The 20,439-nt window shown below is 58.1% G+C and carries 17 protein-coding genes; 7 read left to right on the top strand and 10 right to left on the bottom strand.

All coding sequences use genetic code 11. From position 1 onward, the window contains the following. Window positions 1–40 precede the first annotated feature (40 nt). The 3 genes from CLV83_RS10990 to CLV83_RS11000 all read right to left on the bottom strand — a co-directional run bounded on the left by CLV83_RS10990 (window position 41) and on the right by CLV83_RS11000 (window position 2,719). Window positions 41–1,678 (bottom strand): GGDEF domain-containing protein, encoded by a 1,638-nt coding sequence (locus CLV83_RS10990; protein WP_165900286.1) that lies wholly within the window; start codon window positions 1,676–1,678, stop codon window positions 41–43. A gap of 21 nt (window positions 1,679–1,699) precedes the next feature. Beyond that, window positions 1,700–2,467, bottom strand: a complete 768-nt coding sequence (locus CLV83_RS10995; RefSeq protein ID WP_132291830.1) for a substrate-binding periplasmic protein — start codon at window positions 2,465–2,467, stop codon at window positions 1,700–1,702. A gap of 81 nt (window positions 2,468–2,548) precedes the next feature. After that, window positions 2,549–2,719, bottom strand: coding sequence for a DUF1127 domain-containing protein (locus CLV83_RS11000; protein ID WP_132291833.1), 171 nt, complete (start codon window positions 2,717–2,719; stop codon window positions 2,549–2,551). Window positions 2,720–2,881: 162 nt separating this feature from the next. On the opposite strand from CLV83_RS11000, the gene CLV83_RS11005 reads away from it, so the two are divergent. Then, window positions 2,882–4,279: an aminotransferase-like domain-containing protein gene (locus CLV83_RS11005; protein ID WP_207894834.1), complete on the top strand. Its 1,398-nt coding sequence runs from the start codon at window positions 2,882–2,884 to the stop codon at window positions 4,277–4,279. A 38-nt stretch (window positions 4,280–4,317) separates the two neighbouring features. Here CLV83_RS11005 and CLV83_RS11010 read toward each other — a convergent pair whose 3' ends face one another. Then, window positions 4,318–6,024, bottom strand: a complete 1,707-nt coding sequence (locus tag CLV83_RS11010) for a GGDEF domain-containing protein (RefSeq protein ID WP_132291839.1) — start codon at window positions 6,022–6,024, stop codon at window positions 4,318–4,320. A 118-nt stretch (window positions 6,025–6,142) separates the two neighbouring features. Here CLV83_RS11010 and mtgA point away from each other — a divergent pair, with 118 nt between their 5' ends. After that, window positions 6,143–6,886, top strand: coding sequence for a monofunctional biosynthetic peptidoglycan transglycosylase (mtgA, locus tag CLV83_RS11015; RefSeq protein ID WP_243642368.1), 744 nt, complete (start codon window positions 6,143–6,145; stop codon window positions 6,884–6,886). 124 nt (window positions 6,887–7,010) lie between these two features. Beyond that, window positions 7,011–9,299 (top strand): YgiQ family radical SAM protein, encoded by a 2,289-nt coding sequence (locus CLV83_RS11020; RefSeq protein WP_132291842.1) that lies wholly within the window; start codon window positions 7,011–7,013, stop codon window positions 9,297–9,299. A 36-nt stretch (window positions 9,300–9,335) separates the two neighbouring features. On the opposite strand, the gene CLV83_RS11025 is transcribed toward CLV83_RS11020, so the two are convergent. After that, on the bottom strand, window positions 9,336–11,312 hold the full coding sequence (locus tag CLV83_RS11025) for a methyl-accepting chemotaxis protein (RefSeq protein WP_132291845.1): 1,977 nt from the start codon (window positions 11,310–11,312) through the stop codon (window positions 9,336–9,338). 872 nt (window positions 11,313–12,184) lie between these two features. Here CLV83_RS11025 and CLV83_RS11030 point away from each other — a divergent pair. Beyond that, the gene (locus tag CLV83_RS11030) at window positions 12,185–12,397 is read left to right on the top strand and encodes a cold-shock protein (protein WP_010325086.1); all 213 of its coding nucleotides are present in this window, start codon (window positions 12,185–12,187) and stop codon (window positions 12,395–12,397) included. A gap of 117 nt (window positions 12,398–12,514) precedes the next feature. Here CLV83_RS11030 and CLV83_RS11035 read toward each other — a convergent pair whose 3' ends face one another. The 5 genes from CLV83_RS11035 to CLV83_RS11055 form a co-directional block, all read right to left on the bottom strand. After that, entirely contained in the window at window positions 12,515–13,576 is a 1,062-nt protein-coding gene (locus CLV83_RS11035) for a CobW family GTP-binding protein (protein ID WP_132291848.1), read from the bottom strand. 163 nt (window positions 13,577–13,739) lie between these two features. Next, window positions 13,740–14,063 carry a hypothetical protein gene (locus CLV83_RS11040; protein WP_132291851.1) on the bottom strand — a complete coding sequence of 108 codons (324 nt, stop codon included), beginning with the start codon at window positions 14,061–14,063 and terminating at the stop codon, window positions 13,740–13,742. A 93-nt stretch (window positions 14,064–14,156) separates the two neighbouring features. After that, a complete protein-coding gene (gene nfsA, locus CLV83_RS11045; RefSeq protein ID WP_132291854.1) occupies window positions 14,157–14,894 on the bottom strand; it encodes an oxygen-insensitive NADPH nitroreductase in 738 nt (245 codons plus the stop codon). A gap of 131 nt (window positions 14,895–15,025) precedes the next feature. Next, window positions 15,026–15,910 (bottom strand): ribose-phosphate pyrophosphokinase, encoded by an 885-nt coding sequence (locus tag CLV83_RS11050; RefSeq protein WP_132291857.1) that lies wholly within the window; start codon window positions 15,908–15,910, stop codon window positions 15,026–15,028. Further along, window positions 15,891–17,453 carry a thymidine phosphorylase family protein gene (locus tag CLV83_RS11055; RefSeq protein ID WP_132292701.1) on the bottom strand — a complete coding sequence of 521 codons (1,563 nt, stop codon included), beginning with the start codon at window positions 17,451–17,453 and terminating at the stop codon, window positions 15,891–15,893. Before CLV83_RS11055 ends, CLV83_RS11050 begins: the two co-directional genes overlap by 20 nt. Before the next feature lie 139 nt (window positions 17,454–17,592). Between CLV83_RS11055 and purU the strand changes: the two genes are divergently transcribed. From purU to CLV83_RS11070, 3 genes are all read left to right on the top strand, one after another. Continuing rightward, complete coding sequence (gene purU, locus CLV83_RS11060) at window positions 17,593–18,447, top strand: formyltetrahydrofolate deformylase (protein ID WP_132291860.1); 855 nt, start codon at window positions 17,593–17,595, stop codon at window positions 18,445–18,447. 71 nt (window positions 18,448–18,518) lie between these two features. Next, window positions 18,519–19,412 carry a DnaT-like ssDNA-binding domain-containing protein gene (locus CLV83_RS11065; RefSeq protein WP_132291863.1) on the top strand — a complete coding sequence of 298 codons (894 nt, stop codon included), beginning with the start codon at window positions 18,519–18,521 and terminating at the stop codon, window positions 19,410–19,412. Window positions 19,413–19,425: 13 nt separating this feature from the next. Beyond that, window positions 19,426–20,175, top strand: coding sequence for a replication protein P (locus tag CLV83_RS11070; RefSeq protein WP_243642369.1), 750 nt, complete (start codon window positions 19,426–19,428; stop codon window positions 20,173–20,175). Window positions 20,176–20,439: the final 264 nt, after the last annotated feature.

The following is a 20,439-nucleotide window of genomic DNA, read 5'->3' on the forward strand; positions in this document are numbered from 1 at the left end:
GTTGCGTTGCCAACAAAGTGTTGGAAATCCAGCGCTGTCGTCAGCGAGCGTTTTGCTTTGTCCGCGGTGGTGGATGGCCCAGCACCCGGGTCACGACCTGGTTTCTACCGCTGTTCTTCGCTTCGTAAAGCGCGGAGTCGGCCGCCTCGAGCAGCTCTTCTGCACTGCAGAGAGTGGGCGTATCGGTGTAGGCAAGCCCGGCACTGACACTGAGAGTGACCAACTCTCCCTGGCCGGAAAGCAGCGAAAGCTCCGGGGTTTCGCTGCGGATCTGCTCACAGAGCGCTTGCGCTTCTTGCAGCGGTGTCAGCGGCAGAATCAGTACAAACTCTTCGCCACCATAGCGTGCCGTCATCTCGCCCGAGCGCTGGGTAAAGCGTTTAAGCAGACTGGCAAAAGCTTTCAGACAGTCGTCGCCCTGCAGATGGCCGTGGCGGTCGTTGATCTGCTTAAAGTGATCGATATCCAGCAGGATCAGCGCCAGGCTCTGACGATGGCGCTGGGCGCGGTTGAACTCCTGTTTGAGTGCGGCATCGAAATGGCGGCGGTTGGCGATGCCGGTCAGGCCGTCCAGCTGCGAAAGCTGTTCAAGTTCGTCGTTCAGGCGGCGCAGCTCCTGAGTAGTATCACCGTAGCGCTGTACGTTCCTGGAGATCATATTGAGCTCGGAAAAGAGGGTGGGCTGCTTGTCCGATGAAGGGATAGGTTTGCCCGAACTGGCCAGCTCCAGCGCGTTGCTGGCTTTAAGGATCGGGCGCAGCACCAGGTAATTGAAACCAAAGATAAGCAGGGAGCCGATCACCAGGAAGGCGATGATATATGTCCAGGCGAGCACCTGTATCCTTCCGGCGTCGTCTTCCATCCGCTGTGCCAGGTCCTGAGCGCTCAATGTGGCATCGCTGTTGAGCAGACTACTCAGGTGGCGCTGTTCACTGATAGCGCTCTTGTAAAAGGCATCGGCCTCACTCTGTAAACTCAGTATCTGGGTTGCATCCAGACGCTGCTGCTCCAGCAGGGCAAGCAAGTCGTTGGCGGCTTCACTGTGCTCATTGTGGTAAACAAGCAGGTTCGCTATCGATTCTTCTGTGGCCCGGATATTGTCGATCACCTCCGGCCAGTTGGTAGCGTGCAGCGAGGCATAGCGGGTTTCTGCAGCGGTGGTGAATGTCAGGTGGCTCACTGTTACCGCGGCGAGCATCGGTGGTTCCCGGTTCAGGAACAGGTTTTCCAGACGGTCGGTAAACTGGCGGATGCGGTTGGCGCGCATGGCCATGGCGCGTTCCAGCTGATGCTGTTCGAGTCGAGTGTTGGTTAGCGGCAGTACCGCCTGCATTACCCTGGCAGCCTGTTTGGCCAGCTGCTTGTCCGGCTCGAACGAAAAGCCGTTGGTCAGCACCTGGGATTGGAGGCGGACGTTACGGACCCGGGCGGGGTCCTCGGAACGGTAGAGCGTATTGATAAAGTTGTAGAGCTGCTCGGAGCGTTGGGTATTGTGACGCCAGCGGGTGATAGCCGGTACATGGACATCCCGCGTTTCCCGCGCTTTCTCGGCGATACCCTCAAGCAGTGGAAAGGCGAGCCAGATGGTCAGTACCAACAGCAGCAGTAGGCCGAACACCGCAAAATGAACCGCATGGGCCAGGCTGGGGTGAAAACGTCGCTCTCCGGTGCTGCGCACTGCTGACTCTCCCGGCATCGATCAGTAGATACTGAACGGGAAGTATTTGCGGTTTATACGCTCGTAACTTCCATCCAGCCGGATGTCCTCCAGCGCCTCATTAAGGTCCTCAAGCAGCTGCTCTTCTCCCTTGCGTACCGCGATATGTGCTTTGGAATGCAGTTCTTCCGCCTGCAGAGGGTCTCCGATGTAGTCGAATTGAAGGGATTCGGGTTGCTGCAGGAAGTCCAGCAGATTGATGGTGTCGGACAGCGCCAGGTCTGCCTTGCCGGACTTTAGCAGCTCCAGCGTTTGCGGCAGATCATCGGTCAGAATGATCTCGCTGTCGGTGTAGTGATTCTGCAGGAAGTCGGCCTGGATAGTGTCACGGCCGGTGGCGAGTCGAACTCCCTTCAGCGCCTTGGGCGAGATATCGCTGAAGCGGTCCGGATCGCCAGCGAAGGTGGAGTGGGACCGGTAGTAATAGTCGGTAAAGTTGACGCGCCTGGAGCGGTCTTCGGTTTTAGCCATGCTGGCGACGCTGAAGTCGATCCTGCCGGCTTCCATTTCTGGGATCAGGTCACTCCAGGCTACCTGCCGCAGTTCGCACTCACGTTCCATCTGGCGACACAGGGCGCGAGCGATATCCGTGTCAAAGCCGGTTAGCTGGCCGTTATCATCGACGTAGCTGAACGGTGGGTAGACCCCCTCGGTGGCAACAATGAGAGGCTCGGCCGAAAGTTCCGTGATCAGGCCGCCCAGCGCGAGTGCGAGTAATATCCGGCTGGGCGATCGCGACTTCTTTACCATGTCGTTCTTCCGCGAAACAGATGCTCTTTGGATACATATTACTCCAGGATCACGGGTCTGTCGTTTACAGAACGTACAAAATTACATCTTCCAGAACGGTTTTTTTCCCTCTCTGACCGCATCCGCGCGGGAGATATTCAGGTCTTTCAATTGATGGTCGTCCAGGGTCAGCAGTTTCCTGCGTGTCAGGTGCAGACGGTAGCGGAATTTCATACTGCGGTAGGCTAGCAGGGCTCTGTTGGGCAGATTCATCTCTATCTCCTTGGCTGGAGTGGCTTGGGATAAGGAGATTAAAAGAGCCATAAAAAGGTATACAGATTCAGAAAATGCTATTTTTACATGCACAGAAATGGAATTTTGTATCTGTGTACCTCTATTTTTATCTATCTGTACCGGTTTTTGGTGGGATTTGGTGTGAAACTGTATGAAGCGTTGGTCGAGCATCTTGCCCGGCAGATCGATGAAGGACTGTTCGCTGCCGGTGACCGTCTTCCCTCTATCCGAAGTCTGACCCGGGAGCACAATGTCAGTGTGACCACCGTGCAGGAAGCTTACCGCCGCCTGGAGTTTCTGGGTTTGGTCGAATCCAGACCGCGGTCTGGCTACTTTGTGCGTGGCCGGGCGGCGGAGGCGGAGTTGCCGAGCACCAGTGCTGCAGCGCGGCGCCCGCTGGATATCTCTCAGTGGGAAGGCGTTCTGCAGATGTTGGGGGCGGATAAATCGGCGCGGGTTTTCTCGCTGGGACATGCGATGCCCGATCTCACCGGTGATACGTTGAAGCCACTGTTACGGCTATGGGCAGCGCGGGCACGCCGGGGAGATCCGGCGGCGCTGGAGTATGACAGCCTGCGCGGCAGCGAAGAGCTGCGTGAGGAGGTGGCACGCCTGGCATCTCACTCCGGCTGTCAGTTGCACCCGGATGATCTGGTGATCACCACCGGCTGTCAGGAGGCTCTGTTCTGTGCCCTGCGCGCCGTTACCGAACCTGGAGATGTGGTTGCCGTGGATTCACCCTGTTTTTACGGCGCCATGCAGGCGATCAAGGCTAATGGGCTCAAGGTGATGGAGATCCCCACTCATGCGAGAGAGGGGATCAGTGTGGAGGCGCTGGAGCTGGCGCTGGAACAGTGGCCGATCAAGGCGATACTGGTCACGCCCACCTGCAACAACCCGCTGGGTTATACCCTCAGCGATGAGCGAAAACGTGCCCTTTACCGGCTGGCGCAGCGCTATGACACCGCGATTATCGAGGATGATATTTACGGTGATCTGTCCTATGCCTGGCCGAGGCCTGCGACGATAAAATCATTCGATACCGATGATCGTGTCATCCTCTGCAGCTCGTTTTCGAAAACGCTGGCGCCGGGGCTTAGGCTGGGTTGGGTAGCGCCCGGTCGTTATCGCAGTGATGTGGTGCACAGCAAATTTGTCGCCACGGCGGCCTCAAGTACGCTGCCACAGCTGGCGGTGGCTGAATTTATCGCCAAGGGAGGCTATGAGCGCCATCTGCGTAAAATGCGCGGGCAGTATATGCGCAACCGCGACCGGATGACCGCCTGGCTAAAGCAGCATATGCCCGCTGGCACCCGAATCAGTTGTCCCCAGGGCGGCTATCTGCTCTGGCTGGAGTTTCCCGACAACATCGATTGCGTAGAGATCAATCGTCAGTTGGAGAATGAGGATTTTCGCATCGCGCCCGGCGCGCTGTTTTCCGCCTCGGGCAAGTACCGTAACTGCATGCGCCTGAATGTCTGCCATGGCCTGGATGAGCAGACAGAGCGGGCACTGGTCTCTCTGTTGCAACGTCTGTGAATGCTGCAGCCCTCAGGGCTGCAGCGGCGCGCTTATGGCTATTGCGGACTGTGAACAGCCAGGCGGTTGCGGCCGCCTGCCTTCGCTTCGTAGAGCGCGGTATCCGCTGCCTGCAACGCTTTTTCCAGGGTTTCGTCGCTGGAGGATGCCAGGTGGCAGCCGGCGCTGAGGGTAATAGTGATCGGCGGCTGGGAATCGTCGTAGACGATGCTGGATTCTGCCACTGAGCTGCGGATACGTTCGCTCAGGCCCTCAATCAGGTCCAGCCGGTCGGTTTGGATCAGCAGCAGGAATTCATCGCCGCCCCAGCGTGCGGCATAGTCGTAACCGCGCAGCAGTTTGCGCAGTTGCTCGGCGACCGATAGCAGGACCTGGTCGCCGGCCTTATGGCCGTATCGGTCATTAATCTGTTTGAAGTGGTCCAGGTCCAGCCAGACCAGGCCGAAGCGACGGCGTTCACGCTGCAGCAGCTGCCACTGGTTATCCAGCTGCTCCTGCATGCCTCGACGGTTGAGCAGTTCGGTCAGCGCATCGGTTTTTGTCAGCCGGTCCAGCGCCTCGGTACGGTTGAGTACTTTCTGTTCCAGCTCTTCGCGAGCGCTTTGTACCGCCCTGGCCATATGGCGAAAGTGGTTCATCAGCCGGCCCACCTCATTGTTGGGCGGTGTCTGCGGCAGACTCTGTGGATAGTGCCCCTCGCGGATTTCATCCATCCCCGACTCCAGTTGCGTCAGCGGGTTGAGCACAAAACGGTTCAGTGCCAGGTGCAGCATGATCAGACTGGCCAGCAGCATCAGACCGAAGCTGAGCAATATGCCACTGAAGTGGCTGAACGGAAGAACCTTGTTCAGATCGAGCAGGGTCACTTCGTACCAGTCGATCTCGGGAATATAAGCCAATCCCACCAGGTGGCGGCGGTCGTCGATGGTGACGAAGCGGGTCTTGATCTCGCCCGGATCCGCGACCAGCTGCCGCATCAACTCCTGAACCGCACGTTTATCGGCATCATCGGAGAAAAGACGATCCACCCGGGTCTTATCGGCGCTGGCCTTGGTGATCGAGCCAAAGTCGATCAGGCTCTGGTCGCGGTAAAGCTGAATCGCGCCGTCATGGTCGGTGAACAGGCTGGTGATACCGGGTTCATCCTTATTGACCACAGAGTTGAGCAGATGGGTCAGGTCCAGGCCGGTACCGACCACGCCGAGGATCTCATCGCCGTCGCGCAGCAGCATATCGATCCACAGTTTGGTCACACCCAGTTCCACGTCTGGATTGACGTTCAGGTGCATATCGCGGTTTTGTTTGATGATTTTGTAGAACCAGCTGTCGGCTGGGCGGTCAGGATCCAGTGAGTAGCGGTACTGGCTGTCGGCGTACTCATTGGCGGCATTATTATGGTAGTAATCGCCGGATTCACGCAGCGCAACGAAGTAACTGTTGTCTGCAAAGTTGAGGCGGTAGTTCTCCATCTCGGCGATCGCCTGGCGTTTCAGGTCAGGGTCTTCCGGGTTGCGGGCCCAGCTGATCAGCTGGTGAGAGTTGGCAAACTGGCGGGACAGCGCGATTTCGGTGAGGATAGGTTGCAGCGTACGGCCCTTGTCGTACAGTACCTGCTTTTCGGCGTAGCGTGTGACCCATTCCTCGACAATGGACTCTGAAAGTTGTCGTACAAGAATCCATACTATGCCGGCGGCAACGAGGAAGAGTGCCAGCATCAGCAGCATGAATCGGGTTTTAAGATTCATGGTTAATCGCACGTCGATATCCTTATGAATTGGGCGGTATTGATCATATCAGAGATTGGTGGTCGAGATAGCAGTTGCAGAGGCCGCACTAAGAGAGAGTCAGCATGAGAGCGGATCGGTGGGATTGATACCAGGTCGAAATACAGGAGATAACGGGCGCCGCAGAGGCTTTTGGGCCAGGCTGCGTCGACGGATCGTATGGACGCTGCTGGGCTGTATCGCCTTTTTGCTGGCACTGCTCCTGCTGCTGCGCTTTGTGAATCCGCCGGTGTGGAGCTGGCAGGTACACCGTTGGATCAACCCGCCGGAAGGATTCAGCGGCGAGTTTCGACATCAGTGGGTGGATATCGAAGAGATCCCGGTGGGGATGCAACTTGCGGTGATCGCGTCAGAGGATCAGCGCTTTCCGCTGCATTCCGGTGTGGATACCCAGGCGATAGGTGAAGCGGTGAATGAAGCGCTGGAAGGGGAGGGGCTGCGTGGTGCCAGTACCCTGACCCAGCAAACGGCGAAAAACCTGCTGCTCTGGCCGGGGCGTGACTGGGTGCGCAAGGGGCTGGAGCTGCCGTTGGCATTTCTGCTGGAGTGGATCTGGGGTAAGGAACGCATTCTGGAGGTGTACCTGAATATCGCTGAGTTTGGCCCTGGCGTATATGGCGTTGGCGCCGCCAGCGAATACTGGTACCAGAGACCGGTGCAGAGCATCAGCGATAACCAGGCGGCGCGGTTGGCGGCGATCCTCCCCAATCCCTGGCGCTATTCTGCCCAGCCGCCCGGGCCTTATGTTCAGCAGCGGGCGCGCTGGATAGAGCGGCAGATGCGCCAGTTGGGAGTTGCCTGGTTGGAGCCAATTAAAGACTAGTCCGATTTAATGTCGCAGTATATTGATCGGAAATTAGTCATGGCTGAGGTATACTGCGCATGTTTCAGGCCGTTCGGCCTCATACGTCATCTTCGATACCTTCGATTTAACCGGTTATCTTTTAATGCAGACCCCTACCTCTCTTCAGGAACTGGCAAGTTTCAAAGCCAGACGTGATCCCGCACCTTTTCTGCCGATGAGTCGGCAGGAGATGGATAAGTTGGGCTGGGACGCCTGCGATATTATCGTGGTAACCGGTGACGCTTACGTCGATCATCCCTCCTTTGGCATGGCGATCATCGGTCGCCTGCTCGAAGCGCAGGGCTTTCGTGTCGGCATTATCGCCCAGCCAGACTGGCACAGTGCTGATGCGTTCAAGGCGCTGGGCAAACCGCGGCTGTTCTTCGGCGTGGCCGCGGGCAACATGGATTCCATGATCAACCGCTACACGGCGGATCGTAAAAAACGCTCCGACGATGCCTATACGCCGGGCGGTCAGGCGGGTAAACGTCCTGATCGGGCCAGCCTCGTTTACAGCCAGCGCTGCCGCGAAGCCTATAAGGATGTGCCGATCATTCTTGGCGGTATCGAGGGCTCACTGCGCCGCATCGCCCATTATGACTACTGGCAGGACAAGGTACGTCGCTCCATCCTGCTGGATGCCCGCGCCGACCTGCTGCTCTATGGCAACGCCGAGCGTGCCGTGGTCGAGCTGGCGCATCGTCTGGATGCCGGAGAGGCGGTTGAAGAGATCCGCGATATTCGCGGTACCGCGTTCGTGCGCAAGGACACTCCCGAAGGGTGGATGGAGATCGACTCTACCCGCATCGACCGCCCCGGCAAAATCGACAAGATCATCAACCCCTATGTGAACACCCGGGATCTGGCGGCCTGCGAGATCGAGCGCGATAAGGGTGGCGAAACCGCCGAGATGGATGCGGAGGATGAGCTGCAGGTGCTGCATATCGAATCCTCGCCACGGATGCGGCTGGACCGCGCCAAAACCGTGATCCGTATCCCGTCCTACGAGAAGGTCAGCAAGGACCCTGTTCTGTACGCCCACGCTAACCGCGTACTGCATCTGGAGACCAACCCGGGCAACGCCCGCGCGCTGGTGCAGCTGCATGGCGATCAGGAGGTCTGGCTCAATCCGCCGCCGATCCCGCTGAGCATGGAAGAGATGGACTACGTGTTCGATCTCAACTACGCCCGGGTGCCGCACCCGAGCTACGGTAAGGCGGAGATTCCCGCTTACAAGATGATCCGTTTCTCGGTGAACATCATGCGCGGCTGCTTCGGTGGCTGCACCTTCTGCTCGATCACCGAGCATGAGGGACGCATCATCCAGAACCGCTCCCAGGATTCTATCGTCCGCGAGATCAAGGAGATCCGCGACAAGGTGCCTGGCTTTACCGGCGTGATCTCAGATCTTGGCGGCCCCACCGCCAACATGTACCGCCTGGCGTGCAAGAGCCGTGAGATCGAGGCGGCCTGTCGCAAGCCGTCCTGTGTTTATCCGGGGATCTGCCAGAACCTGAATACCGATCACTCTTCGCTGACCAAGCTGTATCGCGAGGCGCGCAGCCTGAAGGGGATTAAGAAAATCCTGATCGCCTCCGGCCTGCGTTACGACCTGGCGGTGGAGGACCCCGAGTATGTGCGTGAGCTGGTGACCCACCATGTGGGCGGCTACCTGAAGATTGCGCCGGAACACACCGAGCGTGGCCCGCTCGATAAGATGATGAAGCCCGGTATCGGTACCTACGATGCGTTCAAGAAGATGTTTGAGCGCTTCTCCGCCGAGGCGGGCAAGGAGCAGTACCTGATCCCGTACTTCATCGCGGCGCATCCCGGCACCACCGATGAGGATATGATGAACCTGGCGCTCTGGCTGAAAACCAACGGCTTCAAGGCGGACCAGGTACAGGCGTTTTATCCCTCGCCCATGGCGTCGGCCACAGCCATGTATCACTCAGGTCGTAACCCGCTGCGTCGTCTGAGCTACAAGAAAAGCTCGGAAAAGGTGGAAACGGTCAAAGGCGAGCGTCAGCGCCGGCTGCACAAGGCGTTTCTGCGCTGGCACGACCCGGAAAACTGGCCGCTCTTGCGCGAGGCGCTGACGGCCATGGGACGTGCGGATCTGATCGGTGAGGGCGAACACCAGCTGATTCCCAAGGATCAGCCGGAAGGGGAGAGCTACAACGCGCCGCGCCGCAAGAACTCCAAGCAGTCTTCACGTGCAGGTAAGAGCGCCGGTAAAGGACGTTTGCTGACCCAGCACACCGGCCTGCCGCCACGAGACGACGGATCGAAAAAGCCTCGTCCCGCGGGTGCGCGCAAGCCTGGCGCTGCGGCCAAGCCCGGAAAGTCGGGCAAGGCGGTAAAAGGCAAAACCAAGGCGCGGCGGGTTTAACCGCCGCTACCGGACTTGAATCCGGCAGGCTTCGCGTTAAACCCGGAAGCGGCTGATCAGCTGCTCCAGCTGCTCTGACATCTGTGTCTGCTGCTCTGCGTGTCCACCCAGGTTCGCGGCCTGCTGGCTGATGCTTTCGGCGCTTGAATCTATTGTCGCTATGCTGCGGCCGATATCGTTCATCGCGGTGGACTGCTCTTCGGCGGCCGCGGCGATCTGCGTCGATAGCGAAGTAATGTTATCCACCGCATCGACGATCGCATCCAGGGTCGAACGTACTTCACCGATCTGCCCGGTGGTGATATCCATATCACGCTGATTTTTATCCACCAGCTGGCTGGCCTCACTGGTCTGGCGCTGCAGTCGACCGATGATCTCCTCTACCTTGGCGGTGGATGCATGGGTTCTTTGTGCCAGAGTCCTCACCTCATCGGCGACAACCGCGAAGCCGCGGCCTTGCTCTCCGGCGCGTGCTGCTTCGATGGCTGCGTTCAGTGCCAGCAGGTTGGTCTGCTCGGATATTCCATTGATAACGTCGATTACCTCTGAAATGGTGCCGCTGCTGGCCTGCAGCTCGTTGGCCATGATGCCGACCTGGGCAATATCTTCACCGAGTTGCTGGATCGCGGCGTAGGCGTCCTGCATACGGCCGTGTCCTTCGGACGCCAGGCTATTGGTGGCTCGCGCGCTTTCCGACGCGTGAGAGGTGCTGTTGGCCACATCGGCTACGGCGGTGGATATCTCCTCAATGGCAGCAGAGACCTGCATGGTTTCCGCATTCTGGGTCTGCAGGATCTGCTCTGTCTGTTTCACCGTGTCACGGGTGTTGCGGGCTTCGGCGCTGACCCGTTCGCTGGCGACCCGGACTTCACGGATCGCGCCGGAAAACTGTTCCAGCGTGTGGTTGAGAGCCCGAGCGATATCGCCCAGTTCATCACGTGAAACGGCCTCGGCGCGGGCGGTCAGATCATTATGGTCACGCACCCGTGCCATGGTCTCAGCGAGGCTTTGCACCTGACGACGCACGCCCCGGACGATCCAGACAGATAGAACCGCAACAACTGCAATAGCGGCGAGCAGCAGGCCAAGCTGCAGCCACATATCTCTCAGCGTGGTGCTTCGATCCAGACGCGCCTGTGCCAGCAGGTTTTGTGATAGCTGGTCCTCCAGCTTTTTCATCGCCTCAATACGGCTGGTGGCCTGGCTGAACCACTCTGTGGCCGAAAGGCCAAATCCGCCCTGGCGTGCCCGTTCGATAGCCCGGGCCCGCGCTTGCTCAATATACTCAAAAGCGCTGCTAGAGCTGGCCTGCTTCCAGCTGTCATTGAGCTCAGTAGGAGCCGCAATAGCGAACTGGCGCAGATAGGTGTTTTGTTCGGCAACCAGCGTCAGAAAACGTGGGAACAGGCCCGTGGAAAACTGGTCGGCGCCAAAGGCGTTGCTCAGCACCGCACGCTCGATACCGGCGCGCTCCTTGGCTTGAAGAAACGCGAAGAAGGCGTTGCCCATCCGGCTCATCGCGACACTGCTGCTCAAGCGCTCAATCTGGCCGGCCACTGAGAGCAGGTCGGCGTTTAGTCCTGTGTAGTAACCCAGGGCATCGCCGAGAGCTATGTTGCGGGCATCGACGCTGCTGCGTATCTGCTGGAGTTGGCGCAGCTGGTCGGATGTTTTTTTCAGGGTGTTGACGACGAGGGTATCCTCGATATTCAGGTTAGCGCGATAGCTCTGCCAGGCGCTGAGGGCCTGGTTGGTCAATTGGCGCTGCGTCGCCAGTCGATCAGCAAATGCATTGTCGCCGGAACCCAGCCAGCCGCTGGTGAGGCCACGCTCTTTCTGGAGTTCATGGACCAGCTGGCTGTTATAGGTAGAGAGTTCTGCATACTGGTCAATATGGGATAGCTCGTTGGCAAGGTTGAGCGATGCAATCACTCTTTGTCCCTGCAGCAGTGTCAGCAGTATCAACGGAAACAAGATAAGTAGCAGGATCTTGTGAGTGAATTTTAGTTGCATCCTGTCGACTCCCTTACTGTCGGATTGGCGGTTTTTATGTTTATGTCCCTGAAACGTTGCAGTATGGCGGTTGAATGGCGCGTTGCAAGCAGGTCTCTCAACGCTGGGCGGGCCGGTTAAAGCCTGGCATTGATACTCAATGCGGTAATTTCGATTCAGGATTGAGAATAGTCAAAGATGTCGTTAGATGAAGGGGCAAGTTAGCGCAAACAGGCCATTGTAATTGATCGAAACTGGAGTATTATGCGGAAAAGGTTGTCTTCCGGTTGGCAACAATAAATGGTCGTTGAAAACGCCATTAAACGTGCACTTCACCAGTGGTAAAAGCACGATGCGACAAGACCGGGCCCGCCAGCGGGTAAGCTGGTTCGGAGTTATTTTAAGTTTGATGCAACAAGACGTTCGCGGTTTTATGACCGCAAAGCTTCATAATCTGCCGGTACGATCCATCTGTCAGGGAACGACGGCCTCTGAAGCGACTGCCCCATCTCAGCATTCGGCCATTCCGGCCGCCGCTCTCCGTTTGACTCAAGATTGCCAGCGTATCGTCGTCGACTCGGACGTTTCGGTATCGGCCTCTCTGCGTCCGGAATCTGCAGGAGTTGAGATTAAGGCGGGGTGATCCCGGGCCAGGGTGAAAACACCCATTCCCAAAAAATGTTCAGCGCCGCGGGAAAGCTTCACGCGGTTGCCGGAACGGCGAAGCTAGGTTGTACTGCAGCCGGTTGTCGCCACGCGGATTCCAGTCCGGGCTTGTCATAGGGTTGGCAGCCGGTTGGATTCGTTTGGAATCGATCGGAATACAGGATTTCGGTCAGTTAGAAGTCACCAGTCAAAAGGCTGGTCTGAAAGTAAAAAGAAAGAGGCAAAACATGTCACAGCTCGTAACCGGCACCGTTAAATGGTTCAACGATGAGAAAGGCTTCGGCTTCATCCAGCAGGAAAACGGTCCTGACGTATTCGTTCACTTCCGTGCAATCAACGGCACTGGCCGTCGTACTCTGCACGAAAACCAGCAGGTTACTTTCGAAGTAACTCAGGGCCAGAAAGGTCCTCAGGCTGAGAACGTAACGGTTGTTGCTTAAGTTATTTAAGTAGCGCCCGTTTCATGGAGGGCGGATACTTCGGTATCCAACCTCCATATATCCCCGCCAGACCCTCTCGTTATACTCAATATATCGGGCCGATTCAGCCTGAGAACTTCAGTTTTTTTCTCGTTTAAGGCAGGCGTGTAAACGCTGGCCAAACGCCTCTGTATCCAGTTCCCTGTCGTTGATTATCTCGATCCGCGAATCGCGTCGCCAGCTGCTTTCTCTGACTTCCCGATCGTCCGAAAGGCTTCGGTTGTAGCTGATCCATGCATAGCCTATGCGCAGTATCGCCTTGATACGCAGCGGCTCTGATTCTGCGTCGAGCAGGGCGAGAATAGCGTCCGAGTCGAAGCAGTCCTGCGGGTGAAACTGCCAGCTGTAACTGTACATTCCATCCAGCTCACCGCTTTGCAGCAGCGGCTGACCGGGGGCTACACCTGCTGAATGAGAGTCTTCGCCCGTTTCTGCGGCTACCTGAGCTACCTGAGCTACCTGAGAGAGAGCGTGGCGGCCAGGCGTCAGGCTGATGCCTGTGTGTGTTTGCGGCGCAGAGGTCAGATCGAGCAGTGCTGCAGGAATCTCGCCCCGGGTTGTGGTCAGGACCGACGCCTTGGCTGGAAACATGTTATCCGACAGTTGTTGAGCTTCGTCGAGCTGCTCAGTAGAGCAGAGGTCGACTTTGTTCAGCACCAGAATATCGGCGAGTTCGATCTGGTCGTTGAATACCGGGTGTCGCAGAGCCCTGGGATCGTCCAGTATCTGTGGATCGATCAGGCAGATCATCGAACGCAGGTCGATGGCGGAGCTGAAATCAGGCCCCGTGAGCAGATCGACGATACCGGTAGGGTGGCCAAGCCCGGTGGGTTCGATCAGCAGTCGGTCTGGTTTGACTTCGCGCAGCAGGCGGGCCAGGGCCACGCGCATCTGTGGGCCACGTGTGCAGCAGAGGCAGCCGCCGGGGATTTCGCTGATGCGGATATCTTCGCCGGCAGTCAGCAGCGACTGATCCACGCCGATCTGGCCGAACTCGTTGACCAGCACGGCCCAGCGCTCCTCGGATGGCTTATTGGCTAACAGGTGGTTGATCGCCGTGGTCTTGCCGGCACCGAGAAAGCCGGTGATGATATTTGTGGGGACGGCCTTGATCGGGCCGCCTTTGACTATCCGTAGCATGCTGCGCTCTCAACCTCTGACTGGGTGTATCAGGCCTGTCGTCACCGAGACCGGGACACCTTCGAGTGATGTGGCTTAGTGGGAGCGCGCATTGTCCCGTGCCGCGGATCTGGCAGCAAGTATGAGGCTGTCGCTGAGCGCGTGCGGCGTCAGTACGTCCCGGTCAGGCGCAGTCTTTCTCGAACCGGCGTTTGGCTTCCAGGTAACGAGGAGTTGGCCCTATGTCTTCGTACACTGGATCGTCATCCTCGACCCGGATAATCTTTTTGCCAGCGCGATAGGGGAGTTTTGCCTCCACTTCCATCAGTATGTTGTGAAGCAGGCAGGCGGTGAGTTCGTCGATCCCTATACCATAAACCTCGGCCAGGGCTTTCAGGCGGATCAGGTCTTCCTGATCCACCTTTAGTGTGACCTCGCGTTCGTTGGCTGCGCGTTTCGCGCGATGCTCAAGCTCATCAAGCAGGGAGTTGATCTGTCTGTCTGGCATGGCTTTCGCTCTCTCGGCTATTTCGCTTGGGTTACAACCTCAGCATAGACGAGTTTTGTGCGTTGCATGCAAGGGTACGACGATCGGATGAGACTACTTGTTCAGGAACCCGCGGCTATTCAGAAAATCCAGCATATGGGGTCTGGCTTCTTTCACCAGCATACCTGAGATCTGCTCGCTCCAGCTCATTTCCTTGTTGCCGCCGGTACGGGTGCGGTAGTACTCGCGCACAGCTTCGTCGTAGGCCGCGATGGTTTCACGGTCCTCGCTGTCGTCGTAACGCTCATGCTTGAGCACGGAGCTCAGCGGCAGGCGCGGCTTGATTTCGGGATCCTGGTCCGGGTAGCCCAGGCAGAGACCGAATACGGGGTAGACCAGTTCGGGCAGTTCGAGCAGTTCAGCCACACGCTGGATCTGATTGCGTATGCCGCCAATATACACGGTACCCAGGCCCGCTGACTCGGCTGCCACAACAACATTCTGGGCAAACAGGGCGCAGTCTACCGATGCCGTCAGGAACTGCTCGGTAAAGCCGGATCGCATCTCGGCATCATGCATTTCGCAGGCGAGTTTGTGGCGGTGCATGTCGGCGCAGAAAACCAGGAATCGCGGTGCGCTGCCGACATAAACCTGGCCGCCGGTGCACTCCATCAGCTGCTCGCGCACTTCGGGGTTATCCACCTGGATGACCGTGCAGGCCTGGATGAAACTGGAGGTGGAAGCGCTCTGGCCCGCTGCTACCAGCTGGTTCAGTGTTTCCTGATCGATCGGCTGCTGACGGAACTTGCGGATCGAACGGTGGCTTTTTAGCAGGTCTATCACGGCATTCATCGCGGTGTTTGCTCTCTCTCGCTGGATTCAGTTAAACGGTTTATATGCCCATGATGCTATGTCATCCGGCGATGGGCCAGTGCAAAGCGCGCATCGCCGGTTTTGCCGATATGCACCGAGCCGCTGTTAAGTCAGTTTTCGAGCAGTTCCAGAGTTGCATCGGCCAGGGCTTTGGCCAGGCTGATGCCGTTACTGGGATGGGGGACGGATTCGCAGGTGACGACATCCGCCAGTGCTTCCAGTTGCTGCCAGGCATCGGTGGCAAACAGGCCATGCACGGCAATGACTTGGGCGCGGGGGAGGCCGGCCGCCTGAAGGTGTTTCAGAGCTTCCAGCATGGTTCGGCCACTGGAGATGATGTCATCCACCAGTACCGGAGTATGGCTGCGCCATTTGTCCACCTCAGGCAGGGAAACGCTGACGTCATAGTCGCCGCGACGCTCCTTGGTGAGTACCTGAAAAGGCGCTCCAGCCAGCCTGGCCACTTCTGATACCCATTGTTCGCTTTCGCCGTCGGGGCCTATCAGCAAGGGGCTTTCGACCTGCTGGCTGATCCACTCGGCGATCATCGGCGCGGCATGGACCACAGAAGATTTCAGTGTGTAGATATCGTCCAGCGAGTCATAGCGGTGCAGATGTGGATCCACGGTAACCAGCAGGTCGAGGCTGCTGGACAGGAGGCGCGCGAAGGGGCGTGAACTAACGCATTCACCGGCATGGAAGCGTTTGTCCTGGCGCATGTAGGGGAGGTAAGGGGTAATCAGACCTACACGGTTTGCCCCCAGCTCGCGCAGTGTATCGGCCAGGAACAGCAGGCGTAGCGTCAGGTTATCCGGGCGGTAAAGGTTGCAGAGGATGAGGCAATCCCGTTGTGCCGGGTCGCTGTGTACTCGCAGGTAGCTTTCGCCATCGGGAAAGTGCCGCTGTTCCAGTTCGCCGGGTATGGCATCCAGCGCCGTGCGCAAGCGGCTGCCCAGGTCCGGATCAGCGTCCAGGTTAAACAGCAGTGGCTGCATCAGGCTCTCCTTCGCTTTCATTACCCTTTTCATTAGTCAGTGTCATCACCAGCGTGTGGTCACTGAGGTACTCCACCGCATAGTTGAGTTCACCGGCGTTTTCGGCGTGGATGGTTAACAGAGTGTCATACTGGTTGACCCGGTCGCCGATCTTCACATGTAGCTCGATGCCTGCGGCGGGATCCGCCGGGGCACCGGCGAGCTTGGCGACCTTGGCCAGCTGGCGGTTGTCGATACCGGTCACGCAGCAATCATGTGGCGCGATAAGAGCGTAACGGTAAGGGGCTACGGGCGGATTTCTAAGCCCGCCCTGGGCTTCGCAGATGCCATGGAATTTTTCCCAGGCGCTGCCGGAGTCGATCACTTCGACGGCGCGCTTCTCGCCTTCGCCGGGTTCGCAGTGGCCAACCATCTCCAGCATGGCGCCGGCAATTTTGCAGGCACGCTGGCGCAGGTCCGCGGGAGCTTGGGGTTTGTTTTTCAGGACCGCGAGAATATCGTGGGCCTCCAGTGCCGGGCCTATGCCGCGTCCAATCGGCTGGCTGCCGTCGGTCATCAGCACTTCGAGTTTCAGGCCCAGATTGGTGGCAACGGTCTGGAAACTCCGTGCGAGTTTCTCGGCTGCTTGCTGGCTGCGTACTTTGGCGGTAGGGCCGACTGGGATATCGATCAGGACGTGAGTGGCGCCGGCGGCCAGTTTTTTTGACAGCACCGATGCGATCAACTGACCTTCGCTGTCGATATCCAGTGCCCGTTCCACCTGGATCAGCAGATCATCTGCAGGGCTCAGCCGCACCGAACCGCCCCAGGCCAAGCAGCCGCCCTGGGTGCTGACCACTTCGCGCATGCGCTCCAGGGTGAGTCCTACGTCGGTGAGTGTTTCCATGGTGTCGGCGGTGCCGGCGGGTGAAGTGATCGCCCGCGACGAGGTTTTTGGTACGGTGAGGCCGCAGGCGGTGAGGATCGATACCACGATCGGTGTGGTACGGTTGCCCGGCAGTCCGCCGACGCAGTGTTTGTCGATCACCTGCTCCAGACCCCAGTCGATACGGCTACCCGCCTTGACCATCGCCTGGGTGAGTCCGGTTATCTCGCGGTCATTCAGGGCGTCGTCGCCACAGGCGGTGATAAACGCGGCGAGATGAACGTCGGCGTAGCGGCCTTCGACGATATCGTTGATGATGCTCTGCAGCTGCAACTCATCCAGTTCATGGCCGAATACCTTGGCGCGAACATGGGAGAGTGATTGCACCGGACGCGGGTGCGAGAGGCGGATTTCCGCATTGGGGATCAGCTCGAGACGTTCCCAGGCGGATTCGGAAAAGCCGGCCTGTTCAGGTTCAAGCAGTTCCGAGCAGACCATGTTGAGAGAGGCGATGATATGGCGCTCACCCCAGTCGACCCGCACACGGGAGAGGCTGTCAAAGCCTTCCGAGCGGCAGATGGGGCTGTCGGCGCGCAGGAATAAAGTCGGCTCGTGATGGGTGTCTATGCCAAGGCGGCGCGCCTTGAGCGGGGCCATCTTTTCCGGGGTAAAGCTCATGCCGAGGGTATCCTTGAGTTTTCCTTTCATGTTAGCGCAGGCGATGTGGCCGACGGTAGTCGGCGGACTCCCTGCCAGGCGCTCTGGCTGTTAGAATACCGCTCTTTTCTTCGCAGGTAGTGAACAGGGTCAATTTTTCATGGAACGTAATTACCGCTTGGTTTTATCCTGCCCGGATCGGGTAGGCATAGTTTCGATGGTCAGTAACTTTATCTCCAGCCACGGCGGTTCGATCACCGATGCCAACCAGCACTCTGACCCTCTCAGCGGCTACTTTTTCATGCGTGTGGAGATCGATGCGCAATCGCTGCCTTTCTCTCTCGAGCGCCTGCGTGAAGCCTTCGCGCCGATCGCGAGCTCATTCGAAATGGAGTGGCAGATCACCGATTCCAGTCAGCCCAAAAAAGTGATTCTGATGGCCAGCCGCCAGTCTCACTGCCTGGCGGATCTGCTCTATCGCTACCATAGCAAGGAACTGTTCTGCGAGATTCCCTGCGTCATCTCCAACCATGAGGATCTGCGTTCCATGGTTGAATGGCACGGTATCCCATACCACTGTGTTCCGGTGGATCCGGACAACAAACAGGCTCACTTTGATCGGGTCGATGAGCTGATTCACGAGCATGAGGCAGATACCGTGGTGCTGGCGCGCTACATGCAGATCCTGCCGGAAAAGGTCTGTGAACGATACCAGCACCGGATTATCAATATTCACCACAGCTTCCTGCCCTCCTTTGTCGGCGCACGGCCTTATCATCAGGCTTACGACCGCGGTGTGAAGCTGATCGGAGCGACCTGCCATTACGTGACGCCGGACCTGGATGCGGGGCCGATTATCGATCAGGAAGTGACCCGCGTCAGCCATCGCAGCCTGCCTGACGACATGGTTCGTCTGGGGCGTGATGTGGAAAAACTGGCGCTGGCGCGTGGCTTGCGCTGGCACCTGGAGGATAGGGTGCTGGTGCATGGCAACAAGACAGTGGTGTTTGACTGAGCGTATCGGAAGCCGGCACCACTGAGCTAATATTAGAGTTTGTAAACCCAATCGAGGAGAGCCCGTCGCTCATGAGTTTTAGTTTCCCGGAAAAGCCGCTGCTGATTTACCCCTCCCTGGCACGCCAGGTGGGAGTAGAGCCGGCCCTGCTGCTTGGCCTTTATCACGAGGCAATAGAGCGCAACGGGATGACCGATGAGCGCGGCCGTGGCGAACTGGTGCTTTCACGCAGCCAGTGGCTGGCACTGGCGGATTTTTGGGATGAGCCGCAGCTGCGCTCGCTCAGCGAGAAACTGGTGGAGCACGGGCTGATAGAGATCAGCTGGGGAGCGGCCGGTAACCTGAGGGTGCGACTTGGCTCGGCTCACTCATCAGCTCAGGCGGATCCTCGGCCTCAGCAGCAGGTGCCGCGGCCGGCTGAACGCCAGGCGGTGCCGCATACGGAAGTACGTCATATTCCGGTGGTGGATGAACCGCCACCGGCGCCAAGACCCGCGCGTCAAACCAACCTGGCGCGGCAAAAGGGCCCGGCACCCACCTTCGGTGGCAGTATCGGCTGGCGCCGTCACAAGGATGAACTGGAGGAGATCTTCGAGCAGGCGGAGCAGCGTAACCAGAAGCTGCAGGCGATGTTTATCGGTTGGCAGCCCTCAGATCTGTTCCATCAGATGCTGCCACGTTATGCCATCCCGGCTGACTTTGCCGAAGGCTGTATCGACGAGTTTGTGCTCTATTTCCTCGACAAGGACCGTAAGGAAACCAACTGGGATCAGAAGTTTCTCGCCTGGGTAAAACGGGAATGGGTTAAGAAGCAGACACAGGATGCGCGCGATCAGCGTTACCAGCAGGAGCGCGAATCCGGCTCAACAGGAGCAGCCAAAGATGAAAACAGCCGATCAGATTCTCGGGAAAAGCGGAAACGGATTACCGCAGCGCTCATGGACATCAAGAACACCGACTGGTGATCAGGGCCGTGAAGTGCGAGATCCCCGGGCGGGCTACGGTGACCGTGATGCCCAGGATCAGGTGATCGCTGATGAAACCAAGGTGCTGGTCAATATGATCTTCACCCGTTTTATGGCGATCTATGGCCACAAGTTCAAAAGCTGTTTTGAGACCGAACAGGAGATCCGCATCGCCAAGCGGGAGTGGGCCCTGAGCCTGCGCGGCTATGGCGAGCGTGAGCTGGTTGCCGCGGTGAACCGCTGCAAGGAAACCCTGGCGTGGATGCCCACTATCTCGGAGTTTCTCTCCATTATTCGCGATCTCGACGGCGACTTCGGCCTGCCCTCAACCCATGATGCTTATACCGAAGCCTGCATGTACGCCGATCATCCCCGTGAGCATGAGTGGAGCCATCCCGCAGTTTATCTGGCTGGCCGTAACACCGGCTGGTTTGAGCTGCGTAGCGAAGATGAGCCGGAGGTCCTGCCCAAGTTCAGCTACCACTACGACGTACTCTGCCGCCGCGTGCGTCAGGGCGAGGAGCTGGAGTTACCGGTGGTGCCGGCTATCGAGAACAAACAGGACGGCACCCTTGCCCGTTTTATGCTTGCCTTCGGCGAGAAACAGGGCCTGCCCCCGGAAGATGCGTGCAGCCTGCTTTACTACCTGACCCTGCCAAAGGGCAGCGCCGTACGAAAACGCCTGAAGGCCCAGGCCCAGGATAAGCTCGATAAACAGGGCAAAGAGATCCAACTGCCGGACGAACCCGGTGCCATCACCTGATACTGAGTTTAAACAGGTCTCGATTAATCCATTGCGTCTGATATTAGCTGAGCGCAGCATGGATTCCCCTTCTGCGAAGCCGAGCATCGCAGCCTGAAAGAGAAACAAGGGAAAGGCTGTTTGAGGCGAAGCCGAGTTTCCTTTCCCGCTCTTTCGGGCGAGAAGCACAGGGTAATCGGCGCAGCCGATCAAGCAGCAGGGGTGGCTTGGGATTATTAAGGGCTTTGCCATCAAAGCCCTTAATTCGCCAGCAGGCGAAACCTG

It is taken from the genome of Marinobacterium mangrovicola, assembly GCF_004339595.1.
GTDB classification, from domain to species: Bacteria; Pseudomonadota; Gammaproteobacteria; order Pseudomonadales; family Balneatricaceae; genus Marinobacterium_D; species Marinobacterium_D mangrovicola.